Annotated in this window: 16 protein-coding genes; 11 read left to right on the top strand and 5 right to left on the bottom strand. The window is 63.2% G+C overall.

Annotated features, from left to right (window positions below; all coding sequences use genetic code 11):
* Positions 1 to 4 precede the first annotated feature (4 nt).
* Both JC607_RS14150 and tldD read right to left on the bottom strand, forming a co-directional pair.
* Positions 5 to 445 (bottom strand): hypothetical protein, encoded by a 441-nt coding sequence (locus JC607_RS14150; RefSeq protein WP_198837572.1) that lies wholly within the window; start codon positions 443 to 445, stop codon positions 5 to 7.
* 188 nt (positions 446 to 633) lie between these two features.
* Positions 634 to 2,058, bottom strand: a complete 1,425-nt coding sequence (gene tldD, locus JC607_RS14145) for a metalloprotease TldD (protein WP_198837571.1) — start codon at positions 2,056 to 2,058, stop codon at positions 634 to 636.
* 184 nt (positions 2,059 to 2,242) lie between these two features.
* On the opposite strand from tldD, the gene coxB reads away from it, so the two are divergent.
* The 10 genes from coxB (at position 2,243) to JC607_RS14095 (ending at position 11,726) form a co-directional block, all read left to right on the top strand.
* The gene (coxB, locus tag JC607_RS14140) at positions 2,243 to 3,202 is read left to right on the top strand and encodes a cytochrome c oxidase subunit II (protein WP_198837570.1); all 960 of its coding nucleotides are present in this window, start codon (positions 2,243 to 2,245) and stop codon (positions 3,200 to 3,202) included.
* Positions 3,203 to 3,283: 81 nt separating this feature from the next.
* Positions 3,284 to 4,228, top strand: coding sequence for a heme o synthase (gene cyoE / locus JC607_RS14135; protein WP_198837569.1), 945 nt, complete (start codon positions 3,284 to 3,286; stop codon positions 4,226 to 4,228).
* Positions 4,229 to 4,231: 3 nt separating this feature from the next.
* Positions 4,232 to 4,444 carry a hypothetical protein gene (locus tag JC607_RS14130; RefSeq protein WP_198837568.1) on the top strand — a complete coding sequence of 71 codons (213 nt, stop codon included), beginning with the start codon at positions 4,232 to 4,234 and terminating at the stop codon, positions 4,442 to 4,444.
* On the top strand, positions 4,441 to 5,049 hold the full coding sequence (locus tag JC607_RS14125; RefSeq protein WP_198837567.1) for a cytochrome c oxidase assembly protein: 609 nt from the start codon (positions 4,441 to 4,443) through the stop codon (positions 5,047 to 5,049). The genes JC607_RS14130 and JC607_RS14125 overlap by 4 nt, the downstream gene beginning before the upstream one ends.
* A gap of 96 nt (positions 5,050 to 5,145) precedes the next feature.
* Entirely contained in the window at positions 5,146 to 6,012 is an 867-nt protein-coding gene (locus JC607_RS14120; RefSeq protein WP_198837566.1) for a cytochrome c oxidase subunit 3, read from the top strand.
* A gap of 84 nt (positions 6,013 to 6,096) precedes the next feature.
* The gene (locus JC607_RS14115) at positions 6,097 to 6,762 is read left to right on the top strand and encodes an SURF1 family protein (RefSeq protein ID WP_198837565.1); all 666 of its coding nucleotides are present in this window, start codon (positions 6,097 to 6,099) and stop codon (positions 6,760 to 6,762) included.
* A gap of 12 nt (positions 6,763 to 6,774) precedes the next feature.
* Positions 6,775 to 8,169: a threonine synthase gene (gene thrC, locus JC607_RS14110; protein ID WP_198837564.1), complete on the top strand. Its 1,395-nt coding sequence runs from the start codon at positions 6,775 to 6,777 to the stop codon at positions 8,167 to 8,169.
* 172 nt (positions 8,170 to 8,341) lie between these two features.
* Positions 8,342 to 9,601, top strand: a complete 1,260-nt coding sequence (locus JC607_RS14105; protein ID WP_198837563.1) for a pitrilysin family protein — start codon at positions 8,342 to 8,344, stop codon at positions 9,599 to 9,601.
* Positions 9,601 to 10,191 carry a GNAT family N-acetyltransferase gene (locus JC607_RS14100; RefSeq protein WP_198837562.1) on the top strand — a complete coding sequence of 197 codons (591 nt, stop codon included), beginning with the start codon at positions 9,601 to 9,603 and terminating at the stop codon, positions 10,189 to 10,191. Before JC607_RS14105 ends, JC607_RS14100 begins: the two co-directional genes overlap by 1 nt.
* A gap of 122 nt (positions 10,192 to 10,313) precedes the next feature.
* Positions 10,314 to 11,726 (top strand): FAD-binding oxidoreductase, encoded by a 1,413-nt coding sequence (locus tag JC607_RS14095; protein WP_198837561.1) that lies wholly within the window; start codon positions 10,314 to 10,316, stop codon positions 11,724 to 11,726.
* Between the two features lie 17 nt (positions 11,727 to 11,743).
* On the opposite strand, the gene JC607_RS14090 is transcribed toward JC607_RS14095, so the two are convergent.
* Both JC607_RS14090 and JC607_RS14085 read right to left on the bottom strand, forming a co-directional pair.
* Positions 11,744 to 12,277 (bottom strand): adenine phosphoribosyltransferase, encoded by a 534-nt coding sequence (locus JC607_RS14090; RefSeq protein WP_198837560.1) that lies wholly within the window; start codon positions 12,275 to 12,277, stop codon positions 11,744 to 11,746.
* Between the two features lie 32 nt (positions 12,278 to 12,309).
* On the bottom strand, positions 12,310 to 13,206 hold the full coding sequence (locus JC607_RS14085; protein WP_198837559.1) for an S-methyl-5'-thioadenosine phosphorylase: 897 nt from the start codon (positions 13,204 to 13,206) through the stop codon (positions 12,310 to 12,312).
* 273 nt (positions 13,207 to 13,479) lie between these two features.
* On the opposite strand from JC607_RS14085, the gene JC607_RS14080 reads away from it, so the two are divergent.
* Entirely contained in the window at positions 13,480 to 14,739 is a 1,260-nt protein-coding gene (locus JC607_RS14080; protein ID WP_198837558.1) for an aspartate kinase, read from the top strand.
* Between the two features lie 106 nt (positions 14,740 to 14,845).
* Here the strand turns inward: JC607_RS14080 and JC607_RS14075 are convergent, their stop codons facing one another.
* Positions 14,846 to 15,439, bottom strand: coding sequence for a hypothetical protein (locus JC607_RS14075; RefSeq protein WP_198837557.1), 594 nt, complete (start codon positions 15,437 to 15,439; stop codon positions 14,846 to 14,848).
* Positions 15,440 to 15,631: the final 192 nt, after the last annotated feature.

Raw genomic sequence — 15,631 nt, 5'->3', positions numbered from 1 at the left:
CTGCTCAGAACGCGCCCGGTCTGAGCAGCGCCAGCGTGAAGCGGTGAAAGGTTGCAAGAATCGCACCAATTGCGATCAGCGTCGGGATGCCCGTGGTCATCGCCGCGCCGCCGCCAAGGAATGCGCCCCAGATCACGGCGCTCAGCGAGCCATAAGCGCCGTATTTGCACAACATCGCCGTGCCGATGCCGATGGCCACCCAGAACGGACCCAGGATCAGCGGCGAGAGAAAAAGCAGGTAAAACAGCATCTGGAGCGCGGACTGGCCTGGGCTGCCGTTCTGGCCGAGGCTCTGGCCGGTGCCTGGCCCTGCGGTCAGATCCATGAGGATCCAGCCGATGCCACCGATCAGGGATGGCACCAGGCACCAGGCCAGCGTGGTGAGGGTCAGCGTTTTCGCCCCGATAAGGCGCGTGCCGCGCGGGGTAGACACGAACAGGCTCACGTTACGCTCTCCGAAATCACTGTCACTGGTATCCTGGCCGGGTCGGCTGTCACGGTTGTGGTGCTCGCCCTGCGGCGCTGCTGTCCTCAAAGTTACATAGCGACCCGGCGATGTCAGGCCGGGTTTTACGACAGGCGCTGATGGCCTGTCGCGCCATGGTGCCGTCGCCGCATGATCCTGTCGCCGCTTCAGCCCGCCTTCTGGCCTCCGATTGTCAGCCCGCCGATCATCAGCGTCGGCTGGCCCACACCCACCGGCACCCATTGCCCGGCTTTGCCGCAATTGCCGATGCCGGGGTCAAGCTGCAGATCATTGCCGATGGCGCGGATGCCCTTCAGCGCGGTCGCCCCGTCACCGATCAGCGTGGCGCCCCGGATCGCCTCACCGACCTGGCCATTCCTGACCCGGTAGGCCTCGGTGCAGGAAAACACGAATTTGCCGGAGGTGATATCGACCTGGCCGCCGCCGAACCCCACCGCCCAGATCCCGTCTTTCAGATCCGCGAGCACCGCCGCCGGGTCATCCTGTCCCGAAAGCATATAGGTATTGGTCATGCGCGGCATAGGGATATGGGCATAGCTTTCGCGCCGCCCGTTGCCGGTGGGCGCCACGCCCATCAGCCGCGCGTTCTGACGGTCCTGCATATAGCCGACCAGCACCCCATCCTCGATCAGCACGTTTTTACCCGAGGGCGTGCCCTCATCATCGAAGGTCAGCGAGCCGCGCCGGTCCGGGAGCGTACCGTCATCAAGCACGGTCACCCCTTTGGACGCGATCTGCCTGCCCATCAGCCCCGCAAAGGCCGAGGTCTGTTTGCGATTGAAATCGCCCTCAAGCCCATGGCCGATCGCCTCATGGAGGAGGATCCCCGGCCAGCCCGGGCCCAGCACCACATCCATCATCCCTGCCGGCGCCGGCACCGCGGTCAGGTTCACCCGGGCGATGCGGATCGCCTCGGTGATGGCCGCTTTCCAGTTTGCGGGCGCCAGCAATTCTGCCAGACCATGCCGGCCCCCCCCGCCCGAAGAACCGCTCTCGCGCCGACCGTTTTCCTCTAAGATCACCGAGACATTGAGCCGCGCCATCGGGCGGATGTCTGACAGCCGCAACCCTTCGGGGCGCAGGATCTCGACCTCCTGGAGGCTCGCGGAAAGCGAGGCAGAGACCTGGACCACACGCGGGTCCTGGTCGCGCGCGAAAGCGTCGATCTCTTTCAGGATGTCGATCTTGCCGGCGAAAGACGTATCCTCCAGCGGGTCAACCGCCCGGTAGAGATGGTGATTGGTGCCCGGGGGAGGGGGGGCCAGCACACCGCCGCCATCGCCCACCGCCAGCCGCGCCGTGCCCACTGCGCGCCTGAGCGCCTGTTCCGAGATTTCCGTCGAATGGGCATAGCCCGCGACTTCGCCCCGCACAGCGCGCAGGCCGAACCCCTCGCTTGCATCATAGCTGGCATTGCGGATGCGGCCATCATCCAGAACGAGGCTCTCGCCCCGCCGGCGCTCAAGAAACAACTCGCCATCATCGGCGCCGGCAGTGGCCTCCCGCAACAGGCCAAGCGCGGCAGACTCGTCGAGTTTTTCCTCGAAAGGGCGGAAAGGGGCGGTGCTCATTGGGTATGTCCTTGATTCAGGTCAACCAGGCCGGGCTGCGACATCATGGTTTCTCTTGTCGTCCTGCGCCCAATATGGTTTGAACGACAGCGGAAACAATGGGATTCCTCACCGCTTCGTGACAGGAGGGGCAGGGTTTCCTCAAGGCAGCGGCAACAGGCCGCACCCAGAAGCGGGACGAGACATGCGTGTGATCACCACTCTGAAGGGCGCTGCCCTTGCAGGTTTTGCGGCACTGGCCTCCGGGTCGGCCATGGCACAGACCCTTGAAATCATTGGACAGCCTGTCGACCGGGGGGTGAATTTCCAGACCGCCGCGACCGAGCTGGCGCATGACAAGCACTTCCTCGACGATATGGTTCTGTGGATCATCACGGTCGTGACCATCTTCGTGGTGGCGCTTTTGCTGGTGGTGATCCTGCGCTTCAACAGCCGGTCGAATCCGGTGCCGCGCAAATTCACCCATAACACGCCGCTGGAAATCGCATGGACCCTGGTCCCGATCATCATCCTGATCGTGATCGGCGTCTATTCGATGCCGGCGCTGAAGAAACAGCAGACCTTCCCGGAAGGCGATGTGGTCATCAAGATCACCGGCAACCAGTGGAACTGGAGCTACGAATATCCGCAGATCCTGGATGAAAGCGGCTCGGCCCTTGCCTTTGGCAGCTTCATGATCGGTGGCAATGCCTGGGATCAGACGCTGGAAGACGGGCGCAAGCTGGTCGGCAATGGCACCCTGACCGCCGATGCCATCGAAGGGCTGGAGCGCGCAGGCTATACCAAGGACCAGTTTCTTTTGGCGACCGATACCGCGATGGTGGTGCCGGTGAACAAAAAGATCCTGCTGCAAATCACCGGCTCGGACGTGATCCACTCCTGGACCATCCCGGCTTTCGCGGTGAAACAGGATGCTGTCCCGGGCCGTATCGCGCTGGCATGGTTTGAAGCCGACCGCGAAGGCATCTTCTTTGGTCAGTGTTCGGAACTGTGCGGCAAGGACCACGCCTATATGCCGATCACGGTCAAGGTTGTCTCGCAGCAGGCCTATGACGCCTGGGCGAAAGAAGCGGCCGCGACGGGCGAAGTCGTGCTGGCCAATACGCCGGCAGCGGATGCCTCGGTTTCGCTCGCGTCGAACTGAGACATCTGCGGCAGAATGAACCCCAGGGCAGGGGCCGGGCGACAGCCACGGCCTCTTTGCGCAAGGTGAAGGTGGAATGGAATGAGCGATACCGGCTCATATGAGCGTGCAGACCGCGCGCCTGGTGAGGGCAGTTTCGGCGATTACGTGCAGCTGCTGAAGCCGCGCGTGATGTCGCTGGTGGTCTTTACCGCGCTGGTCGGGCTGCTGGTCGCGCCGGTGCATCTGCACCCGGTCGAGGCCTTTTCGGCCATTCTCTTCATCGCACTTGGCGCCGGAGCCTCGGGCGCGCTGAATATGTGGTGGGATGCCGATATCGACGCAGTGATGCGGCGCACGCAGTCGCGCCCTGTCCCCTCGGGCCGGGTCGAGCCGGGCGAGGCGCTCGGGATCGGGCTGTCGATGTCGGTGCTTTCGGTGCTGATGCTGGGGCTTGCGACCAACTGGCTGGCGGCGGGGCTGCTGGCCTTCACGATTTTCTTCTACGCCGTCATCTATACGATGTGGCTGAAACGCTGGACGCCGCAGAATATCGTGATCGGCGGCGCGGCGGGGGCCTTCCCTCCGATGATCGGCTGGGTGGCGGCGACGGGCTCGGTCGGGCTTGAGGCCGTGCTGATGTTCGCGCTGATCTTCATGTGGACGCCGCCGCATTTCTGGGCGCTGGCGCTGTTCATCAACAGCGACTATTCCAAGGCCAAAGTGCCGATGCTGACCGTGACCCACGGCAAGAAATCGACCCGTGCCCATATCATCATCTATACGCTTCTTCTGACCCCCGTGCCGCTCTGGGCCGCGATGACGCCGATTGGCGGCCCCCTGACGCTGGCGGTGGCGCTGATCCTGAACGCGATCTTCCTGATGGGCGCCGTGATGATCTGGCGTCGTGACGAGGTCACGGCCGAGGCCGATGGCTACCGCGTCGAGAAGCGCTTCTTCGCCTTCTCGATTCTTTATCTTTTCCTGCATTTCGGTGCATTCTTGGCCGAGGCGGCTTTGCGCCCCTATGGTCTCGGAGGCTGGTGAGACATGGCGCTGCAACCCACACATGAACTTCACAAGCGCCGCTTTGGCCGCAATGTCGGCGTGGCGGGGCTGCTTCTGGCCTTTGTCGTCCTGGTCTTCGTTCTGACCATGGTGAAAATCCAGCGCGGCGAGCCGGTGCAGGGCTTTGACCATGTGCCGGTCGCGGAGCGCGCGGCGGGGGCCGCCGCAGCACCGGCAGAGGAGGCAACACCATGAGCGGTCCTCAGCCTGGACGTCAGCATAAGAAAACCGGCCTGATCCTTGCGGGGGTGGTGCCGGTGATGCTGGGCCTCTCTTTCGCGGCGGTGCCGCTTTACGACTGGTTCTGCCGGGTCACCGGTTTCGGCGGCACGGTGCTTGTGGCACCTGAACCCTCCTCCGCAATGATCGACCGTGAGATCACCATCCGCTTTGACGCCTCGCGCGCCTCGGGCATGCCCTGGGAATTCCGCCCCGAGCTGACCGAGATGAAGGTGAAGATCGGCGAGAATGCGCTGGCCTTTTACGAGGCCTATAACCCGCTCGACACCGTCACCGCCGGGACTGCGAGCTATAATGTCGCCCCCTATGCGGCGGGCGGCTATTTCGTCAAAGTGCATTGCTTCTGCTTTGAACAGCAGGTGCTGAAACCCGGCGAGCGGGTGATGATGCCGGTGAGCTTCTATGTCGATCCGTCGATCATGGATGATCCCGAAGGCAAGGTGCTGAAAGAAATTACGCTGAGCTATACGTTCCATACGACGCCCGTGCCAGACGGCTATGCGGCGTCAGAGGTCAGCCCGGCGGCGACCGAGACGGCAATGCCCGTCTCGGCCAATTGAGACAGAAGTGAGAGGCGGCGCGCCCGGATGGCGGGCCGAATTTACGAAACTGAAAGAAGACGCCTGTTAAAGGATACGAGGGAACGGATACCGGCCATGGCCCACGCAAAGAACCACGACTACCATATTCTGCCACCGTCGATCTGGCCTTTCGCGCTTGCGGTCGGCGCCTTCATCATGCTGTTCGGCGGTGTGCTCTGGCAGGGTGAGAGGATCGACACCTCGCCTTCGGGCACCTGGATCGAGCAATCCGCCGGGCATCAGCCCTGGATTTTCCTGATCGGCCTTGCGATGGTGCTTTACTGCATGTTCGGCTGGTTCTCGGCGATGACCAATGAGGGCCAGACCGGCGACCATACCCCGGTCGTCCGCATCGGCCTGCGCTATGGCATGATCCTTTTCATCATGTCCGAAGTGATGTTCTTCTCGGCCTGGTTCTGGGCCTTCTTCAAGATCAAGCTCTATCCGCTGACCGAAGGCTACCCCTGGGTCGACGGCACCTGGCCGCCTGCCGGCATCGAGACCTTTGATCCCTGGCATCTGCCCTTCATGAATACGCTGATCCTGCTCCTGTCGGGCTGTGCAGTCACCTGGGCCCACCATGCCCTGGCGCATGAAAACAACCGCAAGGACATGATCAACGGGTTGATCATCGGGGTCGCGCTTGGGGTGCTCTTCACCTTCCTGCAAGCCTATGAATACAGCCATGCCGCCTTTGGTTTCGCCAATAACGCCGAAGGCGCGCCCTCGGTCTATGGTGGCGCCTTCTACATGGCGACCGGCTTCCACGGCTTCCACGTGATCATGGGGACGATCTTCCTCTTCGTCTGCCTGATGCGCGCGGTGAACGGCCATTTCACCCAGGCGAACCATGTCGGCTTTGAGGCTGCGGCCTGGTACTGGCACTTCGTCGACGTGGTCTGGCTCTTCCTCTTCTTCGTGATCTATGTCTGGGGCCAGTAAGCCCCGCCATTGTGACTGATCCTGGCGCGGGCTCCCGGAACGGAGCCCGCGTTTTCCGTTCCCGAAGACCAACAGGAGGCCCCGATGCGGCAGATCCTTTTCGCGCTGGTGATCGGCGTTCTCGGCACCGGGGTGCTTGTCCGGCTTGGGCTCTGGCAGCTGGAGCGGCTGGACTGGAAGGAGGCGATGATCGCCGAGGCGGCCACGATGATGGCCGAGGCCCCGGTGGCGCTGCCGCCGCAGCCTGACCCCGCGCGCGACCGCTACCGCCCCGTCACCGTTGCAGGCAGCTTCACCCAGGATGAGGCGCATGTCCTGACCTCGACCCGCGATCAGGGGCCGGGCTACCGCATCATCACCGCCTTTGTGACCGAAGACGGACGGCGGATCATGATCGACCGCGGCTATGTGCCGGAAACCGCGCGCAATACCCTGCGCCCCGGCCACGCGGCCAGTATCACCGGCAATCTGAACTGGCCCGATGACATGACCTCCTCGACGCCCGCGCCCGATACAGCGGCCAATCTCTGGTTTGGCCGTGATGTCGAGGCGATGGCGGCCTATCTCGGGACCGAAAAGGTCATGGTGATCGCAAGCGCGGATACCGGCGACGGTGTCACCGCGCAGCCCGCAACAGCGGCGTTCCGCAATGACCATCTCGGTTATGCGGTGACCTGGTTCGGTCTGGCCCTTGTCTGGGCGGGGATGACACTCTACTGGCTCTGGCGTATCAGGGCGCGCAAGGTCTGAAGGGCGGAACTCATGCGATATATCTCGACACGCGGCCAGGCGCCGGTTCTCGGTTTCGGCGAAGCGATGATGACGGGCCTCGCCCGCGATGGCGGCCTCTATGTGCCGGAGACGGTGCCGCATTTCACCCGCGAAGGCATCGCGTCCCTGCGCGGCCTTTCCTACGAGGATCTCGCCTTCCGGGTGATGAAGCCGTTCATCGGCGATTTCTTCGCGGATGATGAATTCCGCGCCCTGCTGGCCAAAGCCTATGCCGGTTTCGGCCATAATGCCCGCGCACCGCTGGTACAGCTTGGGCCCAACCATTTCCTGATGGAACTGTTCCACGGCCCGACGCTGGCGTTCAAAGATTTCGCCATGCAGATCATCGGCCAGATGATGCAGGCGGCGCTGGCCAAGACGGGAGAGCGCATCACGATCGTCGGTGCGACCTCGGGTGATACCGGCTCCGCCGCGATCGAGGCCTTCCGGGGGTTGAAGAATGTCGATGTCTTCATCCTCTTCCCGCATGGCCGCGTCTCGGAAGTGCAGCGCCGCCAGATGACGACGCCGTCTGAGGCCAATGTCCATGCCCTGGCGGTCGAGGGCGATTTCGACGATTGCCAGGCCCGGCTGAAGGATATGTTCAACGATTTCGACTTCCGCGACGGGGTGCGTCTGGCGGGGGTGAATTCGATCAACTGGGCGCGGGTGCTGGCGCAGGTGGTCTATTATTTCCACGCGGCCCTGGCACTTGGCAGCCCGGATCGCGAGATCAGCTTCACCGTGCCGACCGGTAATTTCGGCGATGTCTTCGCGGGCTTTATCGCGCGCGAAATGGGACTGCCGATCAAACGGCTGGTGATCGCCACCAATGAAAACGACATCCTGCATCGCTGCATGGAGACCGGCGCCTATACCAAACATGGCGTGGTGCCGACGATCAGCCCGTCGATGGATATCGAGGTCTCGTCGAATTTCGAACGCGCACTGTTCTGGGCGCATGGCAGGGATGGTGCTGCGATCCGGGAACTGATGGCAGAGCTGTCCACGAATGGCGGTTTTTCCCTGTCGCAAAACGCGATGACGGCGCTGAGCAATGTCTATGACAGCGGCGCGGTGGACGAGGCGCGGACCTATGAGACCATCGCGACCACGCTTGCGCAGACCGGAGAGCTCCTCTGCCCGCATTCCGCGGTCGGTGTAAGCGTCGGAACGGCGCAGCAGCACCTCCACCCGGAGGTGCCGATGGTGACGCTCGCAACCGCGCATCCCGCGAAGTTCCCCGATGCGGTGGCAAAGGCCACCGGCATCCGCCCGGGCCTGCCGCCGCGCATGGCAGATCTCTTTGACCGGCCCGAGCGCGTGACCCGGGTTCCGAATGACCTTGAGGCGCTCAAAACCCTGATCCGCTCAAGGCTTGGCTGAATGCGGATGCCTCCGGCGGGAGTATTTAAGTCAAGAGGAAGCCGGCATTTCCTCTTGATGAAAATACTCCGGGGGAGGCTGCCGTAAGGCAGACGGGGGCAGCGCCCCCTTTTCTCACGCTTGCCCCGGGTGTAAGACGCCCGGATTGTCCCGCTTGTGAACGGAACCAGCCTTGACCGTCCAGATCCATACGCTTTCCAACGGATTTCGCATTGTGACCGAATCCATGCCCGGGTTGAAATCGGCCTCGGTCGGGATCTGGGTTGGTGCCGGGGGGCGCCATGAGACGGCGGCCCAGAACGGGGTTGCGCATTTTCTGGAGCATATGGCCTTTAAAGGCACGCCCTCGCGCTCGGCGCTGCGGATCGCCGAGGAGATCGAAGATGTCGGCGGCTATATCAATGCCTATACCTCGCGCGAGATGACCGCCTATTACGCGCGCTGCCTGTCGGAAGACGTGCCGCGCGCGTTGGAGGTGATCGCGGATATCGTCCTCAATCCGCTGTTCAACACGGATGATATCGAGACCGAGCGCCATGTGATCCTGCAGGAGATCGGCCAGTCCAATGATACGCCCGATGATGTCATTTTCGACTGGCTGCATGAGGTCAGCTATCCCGGCCAGGCTTTCGGGCGCACCATTCTGGGGCCGGAAGAGCGGGTCTCGGCCTTCGGGCGCGAGGATTTTCTTGGCTTTGTCGCGCGTCATTACGGGCCCGACCGGATGATCCTCTCGGCGGCGGGCGGCATCAGCCATGCTGAGATCCTGCACCGGGCCGAGGCCCTGTTCGGCGGGCTTGCCGCGGTCGGCTCTGACATGCCCGAGCCTGCCCGGTTCACCGCCGGCGAGCGACGGGAAGAAAAAGATCTCGAACAGGCGCATTTCGCGCTCAACCTCGAGGCGCCGGGCTTTCGCGATCCCGAGGTCTGGGCCTCGCAGGTCTGGACCACGGCGATAGGCGGCGGCATGTCTTCGCGCCTGTTCCAGAAGATCCGTGAGGAGCGCGGGCTTTGCTATTCGATCCATGCACAGCCGGCCGCCTATGAGGATACCGGCCATGTCACCATTTACGCCGGCACTTCGGCGGCTGAGATCGGGGAACTGGCCGAGCTGACCGTCCTGGAACTGAGGCGTTCGGCAGAGGATATGTCGGAGGCAGAGGTCGCGCGGGCAAAGGCGCAACTGACGGCGGGGCTGGTGATGGGGCTGGAAAGCCCGTCCTCGCGCGCCGAGCGCAATGCCCGGCTGCTTGCCATCTGGGACCGGGTGCCAGACCTTGACGAGGCGGTTGCGAAGATCGGCACGGTCAGCCTTGAGGCGGTGCGGACGCAGGGCGCGCGCGTCTTGCAAGGGCAGGCGGCGGTGGCGGTTTACGGACCGATTTCCCGCGCGCCCTCGCTTGCGGATATGATGGCAGGGATGCGGGCATAATGCTTGGCCTGGCGCGCAGGGTCAGGATCGAGACCGAGAGGATGACGCTGCGCCTGCCGATCCATGATGACTGGCGGCAATGGAGCGCGCTGCGCGCTGAAAGCGAGGGGTTTCTGAAACCCTGGGAGCCGGTCTGGTCAGATCAGCATCTGTCGCGGCGCAGTTTCTCGGGCAGGGTTTACTGGGCGCGGCGCGCTGAGGCGCAGGGGAGTGCGCTGCCGCTGGTGATGCTGCGGCGCGAGGATCAGCGCATCGTCGGCTCGATCACGCTCGACAATATCCGCCGGGGACCGGCGCAGACCGGGACGCTGGGCTATTGGGTGGGCGAAGCCTATGCGCGCCAGGGCCTGATGCGGGAGGCGATCCTGGGCGTTGTGCATCATGCCTTTACCCGGATGGATCTGAGCCGGATCGAGGCAGCCTGCCTGCCGGAGAACCTGGCCTCACGCGGCGTGCTGGAGAAGACCGGCTTCAAATATGAGGGCGTGGCGCAGGCCTATCTCCAGATCAACGGACGCTGGCGCAACCATGTGCTTTATGCCTCTCTGCGCGCGGACCGACGCGGAAGGACAGATGTGGGGCCAGCCTGAGACAGGCGGGTACCGGGCCGCCGGCATGACGCGGTGCCGGAGTTTTTCAAAAACTCCGGCCCGATTTCTGTACAGAAATCGGGTGCGCGACGCGTGCGCCGGAGAGAAGAGGAGACGGGGTTTTGCTCAATCCGGCGGATGAGGCTTTTATCGGGCGGCTCAGGTCGCATTTGCCCGAGGGGCGGCTGGTTGCGGCAGAGCCGCGGCATCTGACCGAGCCGCGCGGCAAATGGCTGGGCCGGCCCGGGCCTCTTGCGATTCCGAAAAGCCGCGAGGAAGTCTCGCAGATCCTTGCCGTCTGCAATGCGGCTTCGGTGCCCGTTCTGCCCTGGGGCGGCGGCACCGGGCTGGTCTCGGGCCAGGTCATGCCCGAGGGGCCCGTGCCGCTCATTCTCTCCCTTGAGGCGATGACGGGGCTGCGCGGTCTTTGGCCGGATGAGAACAGCATCACGGTCGAGGCCGGGATGACGCTCGCCGCCGTTCAGGAAGCAGCCCGCGCCGCCGGACGGCTCTTCCCGCTCTCACTGGCCTCCGAAGGGACGGCCACGATCGGCGGCAATCTTGCGACCAATGCCGGCGGCACCCAGGTGCTGCGCTATGGCACCGCCCGCGAGCTGTGCCTTGGGATCGAGGCGGTGCTGGCCAGTGGGGAAGTGATTTCCGGGCTCAGGCGGCTTCGGAAGGACAATACCGGCTACGACCTGCGGGATCTGATCGTCGGCTCCGAGGGCAGTCTTGCCGTGATCACCGCCGCCAGTCTGCGCCTCTTCCCGGCCCCTAAAAAGCGCGTGGTCGCCATGCTGGCGGTGTCCTCCCCCGAAGCGGCGCAGGCGCTGCTCCGGCTTTCCGAGGCTGAGCTGGGCGGGCTGGTATCAGGGTTCGAACTGATCTCACGCGCAGGGTTCGATTTCCTCGCCGAGACCGGGTTTGATCTGCGCGCCCCCTTCGATCCGCTGCCTGACTGGCTGGTGCTGATCGAGCTGGGCCTGCCCGGCGCCATTGACGCCGAGGCCGCGATGGCGGGTCTGTACGAACAGGGCGCCGAACTCGGACTTGTGCTCGATGGCGTGATCGCGACGTCCGGGGCCCAGGCCGACCATCTCTGGGCCCTGCGCGAGACCATTCCCGATGCCAATCGCCGTCTGGGCTCGATTTCCAGCCATGACGTCTCGCTGCCGCCCGGAGCGATCCCGGATTTCATCCGGGAGGCCGGCGCCCGTCTGACCGCAATGGCGGATGTAAGGATCAATTGCTTTGGCCATCTCGGCGATGGCAATCTGCATTTCAACCTGTTTCCCGCCAAAGGGCGCAGCCGCAGTGACTATGCGGCGCTGGCGCCGGCGCTGTCGGATCTGGTGCATCAGATGGTTGACGCCGCCGGGGGCAGCATATCGGCCGAACATGGCATCGGGCGACTGAAAACGGGGGATTTGCAGCGCTACGGCGATCCCGGCCGGCTGGCGGCGATGCGCCGGATCAAGACGGCGCTTGATCCGAAAGGCATCCTCAATCCGGGTGTGGTGCTGCCGCTCTGAGCTCGCGTCGGCGCGCGTCACAGACCCTCAAAGGCGCAAAGGCAACGGACATCCATCCCGAGCGCCTCAAGTTTTTTGCGCCCGCCCAGATCGGGCAGATCGACCACGAAAGCGCAGCCGATCACCTCGGCGCCGAGCCGTTCGATCAGCGAAATCCCGGCCGCCGCCGTGCCGCCGGTGGCCAGCAGGTCATCGACCAGCAGCACCCGCTCTCCGGCGAAAAGCGCATCCTCATGGATCTCGACCACCGCCTCGCCATATTCCAGCTGATAGGCCTGACTTATGGTCTGGCCTGGCAGCTTGCCCTTCTTGCGCACCGGGACAAAACCGGTCGAAAGCTGATGCGCCACCGCGCCACCGAGGATGAAGCCGCGCGCTTCCAGCCCCACCACCTTGTCGATCCGCATCCCGGCCCAGGGCGCGAGCAACTGATCGACACATATGCGAAAGCCGCGCGGATCGGCGAAGAGCGTGGTCACATCGCGAAACAGGATCCCCTCATGCGGGAAATCGACGATGGTGCGGATATAGTCGCGGACGGTTTTTTGCATCTGGGGTCTTCCGGTTACAGCAGGCGACCAGCTTACAACAGGCGGCCCGCGACCGCGTCAAGCTTTGCCACCAGCTTCGGGTCCCGTTTCGCAGGTGCCGTCATCAGCGCGGTCTGAAGCGCCTGGTCACAGCCACAGGGGCAGGGCACCCGGCTGGCGCCAAGAGCCGCCGGCAATGCCGCCACGACCCCGCGCGCTTTGGCTGCATTGCCGGTCAGCGTCGCGATCACCGCCGCCACATCCACCGCATCATGGTCGGGATGCCAGCAATCGTAATCGGTCACCATGGCGAGGCTCGTATAACAAAGCTCTGCCTCGCGCGCGAGCTTGGCTTCGGGCATCGCGGTCATGCCGATCACATCGGCGCCCCATTGCCGGTAAAGCCGGCTCTCGGCCAGGGTTGAGAATTGCGGCCCTTCCATCGCGATATAAGTCGCACCGCGATGGAGCGTGACCCCCGCAGAAAATGCCGCTTCCGCCACTGCATCGCCCAGCCGCGCACAGGTCGGATGGGCAAAGCCGACATGAGCCACCAGCCCCTCGCCGAAAAAGCTTTTTTCGCGGGCGAAGGTGCGGTCGATGAACTGATCCACCAGCACAAACTCCCCCGGTGCGCGGTCCTCGCGCAGCGATCCCACCGCCGAGACCGCGAGAATATCGGTGCAGCCGATCCGCTTCAGCGCATCGATATTGGCACGGTATGGCACCGAAGACGGGCTGTGGACATGGCCGCGCCCGTGCCGGGGCAGGAAGGCAACCGGCAGCCCGCCGAGCCGCCCGACCAGGATCTCATCCGACGGTGCCCCCCAGGGCGTCGCCACCGTGACCCATGCGGCGCCCTCGAGCCCGTCGATCTGATAGACACCCGAGCCGCCGATGACGCCGATCATCGTGTGACCGGTTGTGGTTTGCCCGGTGATGCCCTGCATATCTTTGTCCTTCCTGATGCCGGCCAGAAGCTAGCGCTCCTGCCGCATTGCGGCAAGAGATCGCGGGTCAGGGATTTGAGTATTTGGGTCAGGGGAAAATCAACTTCCTCTTGAAAGAAATACTCCCGCCGGAGGCATCCGACGATTCCCATCGGGAAATGCGGCCAGCCCCTTGCGCCTTGCGCGCCCGGGCTATAGGAAACCGGCGATTTTGGCGGGTGACTGAGAGCCCGCCTGTGTGCAGAGCCCCAAAAGGGCCTCGGGGGGGTGCAGATGCCGCTTCTGGTAATGAAATTCGGGGGCACATCCGTCGCCGATATCGACCGTATCGCGAATGCCGCGAAGAAGGTGCAAAAAGAGGTCGAGCGCGGCTATGACGTGATCGTCATTGTCAGCGCGATGTCCGGCAAGACCAATGAGCTGGTCGGCTGGGTTGAGGGCACTTCGAAACTTTATGACGCGCGCGAATATGATGCGGTCGTGGCATCAGGCGAGAATGTCACCGCCGGGCTGATGGCACTGCGCCTGCAGGAGATGGGGGTGCCTGCGCGCTCCTGGCAGGGCTGGCAGGTGCCGATCAACACCACATCGGCCCATAGCGCGGCGCGGTTTGTGTCGATCCCGCGCGACAATCTCGATGCAAAATTCGCGGAGGGCTTCAGGGTCGCGGTGGTGGCGGGCTTCCAGGGGATCTCGCCCGAAGGCCGTATCACCACTTTGGGCCGCGGCGGCTCGGACACGACCGCAGTGGCCTTCGCCGCCGCTTTTGGCGCCGAGCGGTGCGATATCTATACTGATGTCGACGGGGTCTACACGACCGATCCGCGTGTAAGCTCGAAAGCCAGAAAGCTCGATAAGATCGCTTTTGAGGAAATGCTGGAACTGGCATCGCTGGGCGCGAAAGTTCTGCAGACCCGTTCGGTCGAGCTGGCGATGCGTTATAAGGTGCGCCTGCGCGTGCTGTCCTCGTTCGAGGATACCGACGAGAACTCAGGGACCCTGGTCTGTGACGAGGAGGAAATCATGGAATCGAAAGTCGTAAGCGGCGTCGCCTTCTCGCGTGAAGAGGCCAAGATCACGCTGTTCACCATCGAAGACCGTCCGGGCGTCGCCCAGGCGATCTTTGGCCCTTTGGCCGAGGCCGGGGTCAATGTGGACATGATCGTGCAGAATATCTCGGAAAAGGATTATGATGAGCGCCATAGCGGTGCCGTCACCGATATGACCTTCTCCTGCCCGATCAACCAGGTCGAGCGCGCCAAAAAGGCGATGGAAGAGGCGAAGGCACGCGGCGAGATCGCCTATGACGAGCTGATCATCGACACCGACGTGGCCAAGGTCTCGGTCGTGGGGATCGGCATGCGCAGCCATGCCGGGGTTGCCGCACGCACCTTCAGGGCGCTGGCGGCGGAAGGGATCAATATCAAGGTCATCGCGACCTCCGAAATCAAGATCTCGGTGCTGATCGACCGCAAATATCTGGAGCTGGCCGTTCAGGCGCTGCACGACGCTTTCGAGCTGGAAAAGGCCTGATCCCGGTCTCCTACCCTGAAACGCCCCGCCACTGCGGGGCGTTTTTTATTTACGAGGCTTAGCTCTCATTGGCTGCTATGCGGGACGGAGCGGCCGTTGAGCAGTGTCAATCAAGCTCATAATCAAACAGGAAACCGAACGCGGTTTCCCTGCCTGAGAGCGTGACGACATCTCCAATCTCAGGAAGCCTCTTTCCTTCGATTGCTTTTTCATAGAAATCGACATCGGTCGCGCTTGTTCGCATCACGAGATGCGGGCCTTTGAAGCTATAACGGGCGAAACCTTCGACAGTTGCCGTCCGGATGCCAGGCTCCGCCCATATAGCAGCCAATCGTGGAAGAGCGGACGTAAGGGTAACGCCCCAAAAAGCGAGCAACATAAGAAATCCAAATGCGGCGCAACCGGTCATCTTAAAATAAGATTTGATTCCAGTACGATAGGGCGTCTGCGCCACAATCAGGAGAAACCAGATCGAGGTCACCACAAACGCCAAACCGCAGGCAAGCCAACGGGAGCTTACCCGCCAGCCTTCCGCCAGTATCTCATACTCTGCAACTGAGCCTGAAACTGCGGCAGCCAGATAAGCCAAGAACGCCACAAAAGGTGCAAGGGTGAAGGCAAGTAGCAGGTAAGCGAACTTTCTGCGCTTCTTGGAAACAGGGACTATCGCAGCAGTAGCACGCGCTTCCTGTTGTGACACTTTTCCGACTCCAACTCCCCGTCCCTACAATAGTCTGAGGTTTACCTCGACCGTCCGCAATGGGCTCAAAGTGACTCCGCTCGCTGTGTGGTGCTTACGCCGTCTCTCGTCCCTGACTGCCCGACAATAGGGCGGTCCATCCGATTGCCGCATTGCGGCGTGAGCGGGCCGTTCCCCTTGCCGCGAAGCTGT

The sequence above is a fragment of the Paracoccus sp. IB05 genome (assembly GCF_016405985.1).
Lineage (GTDB): Bacteria > Pseudomonadota > Alphaproteobacteria > Rhodobacterales > Rhodobacteraceae > Pseudogemmobacter.
This window is presented reverse-complemented; position numbering and strand designations above follow the sequence as displayed.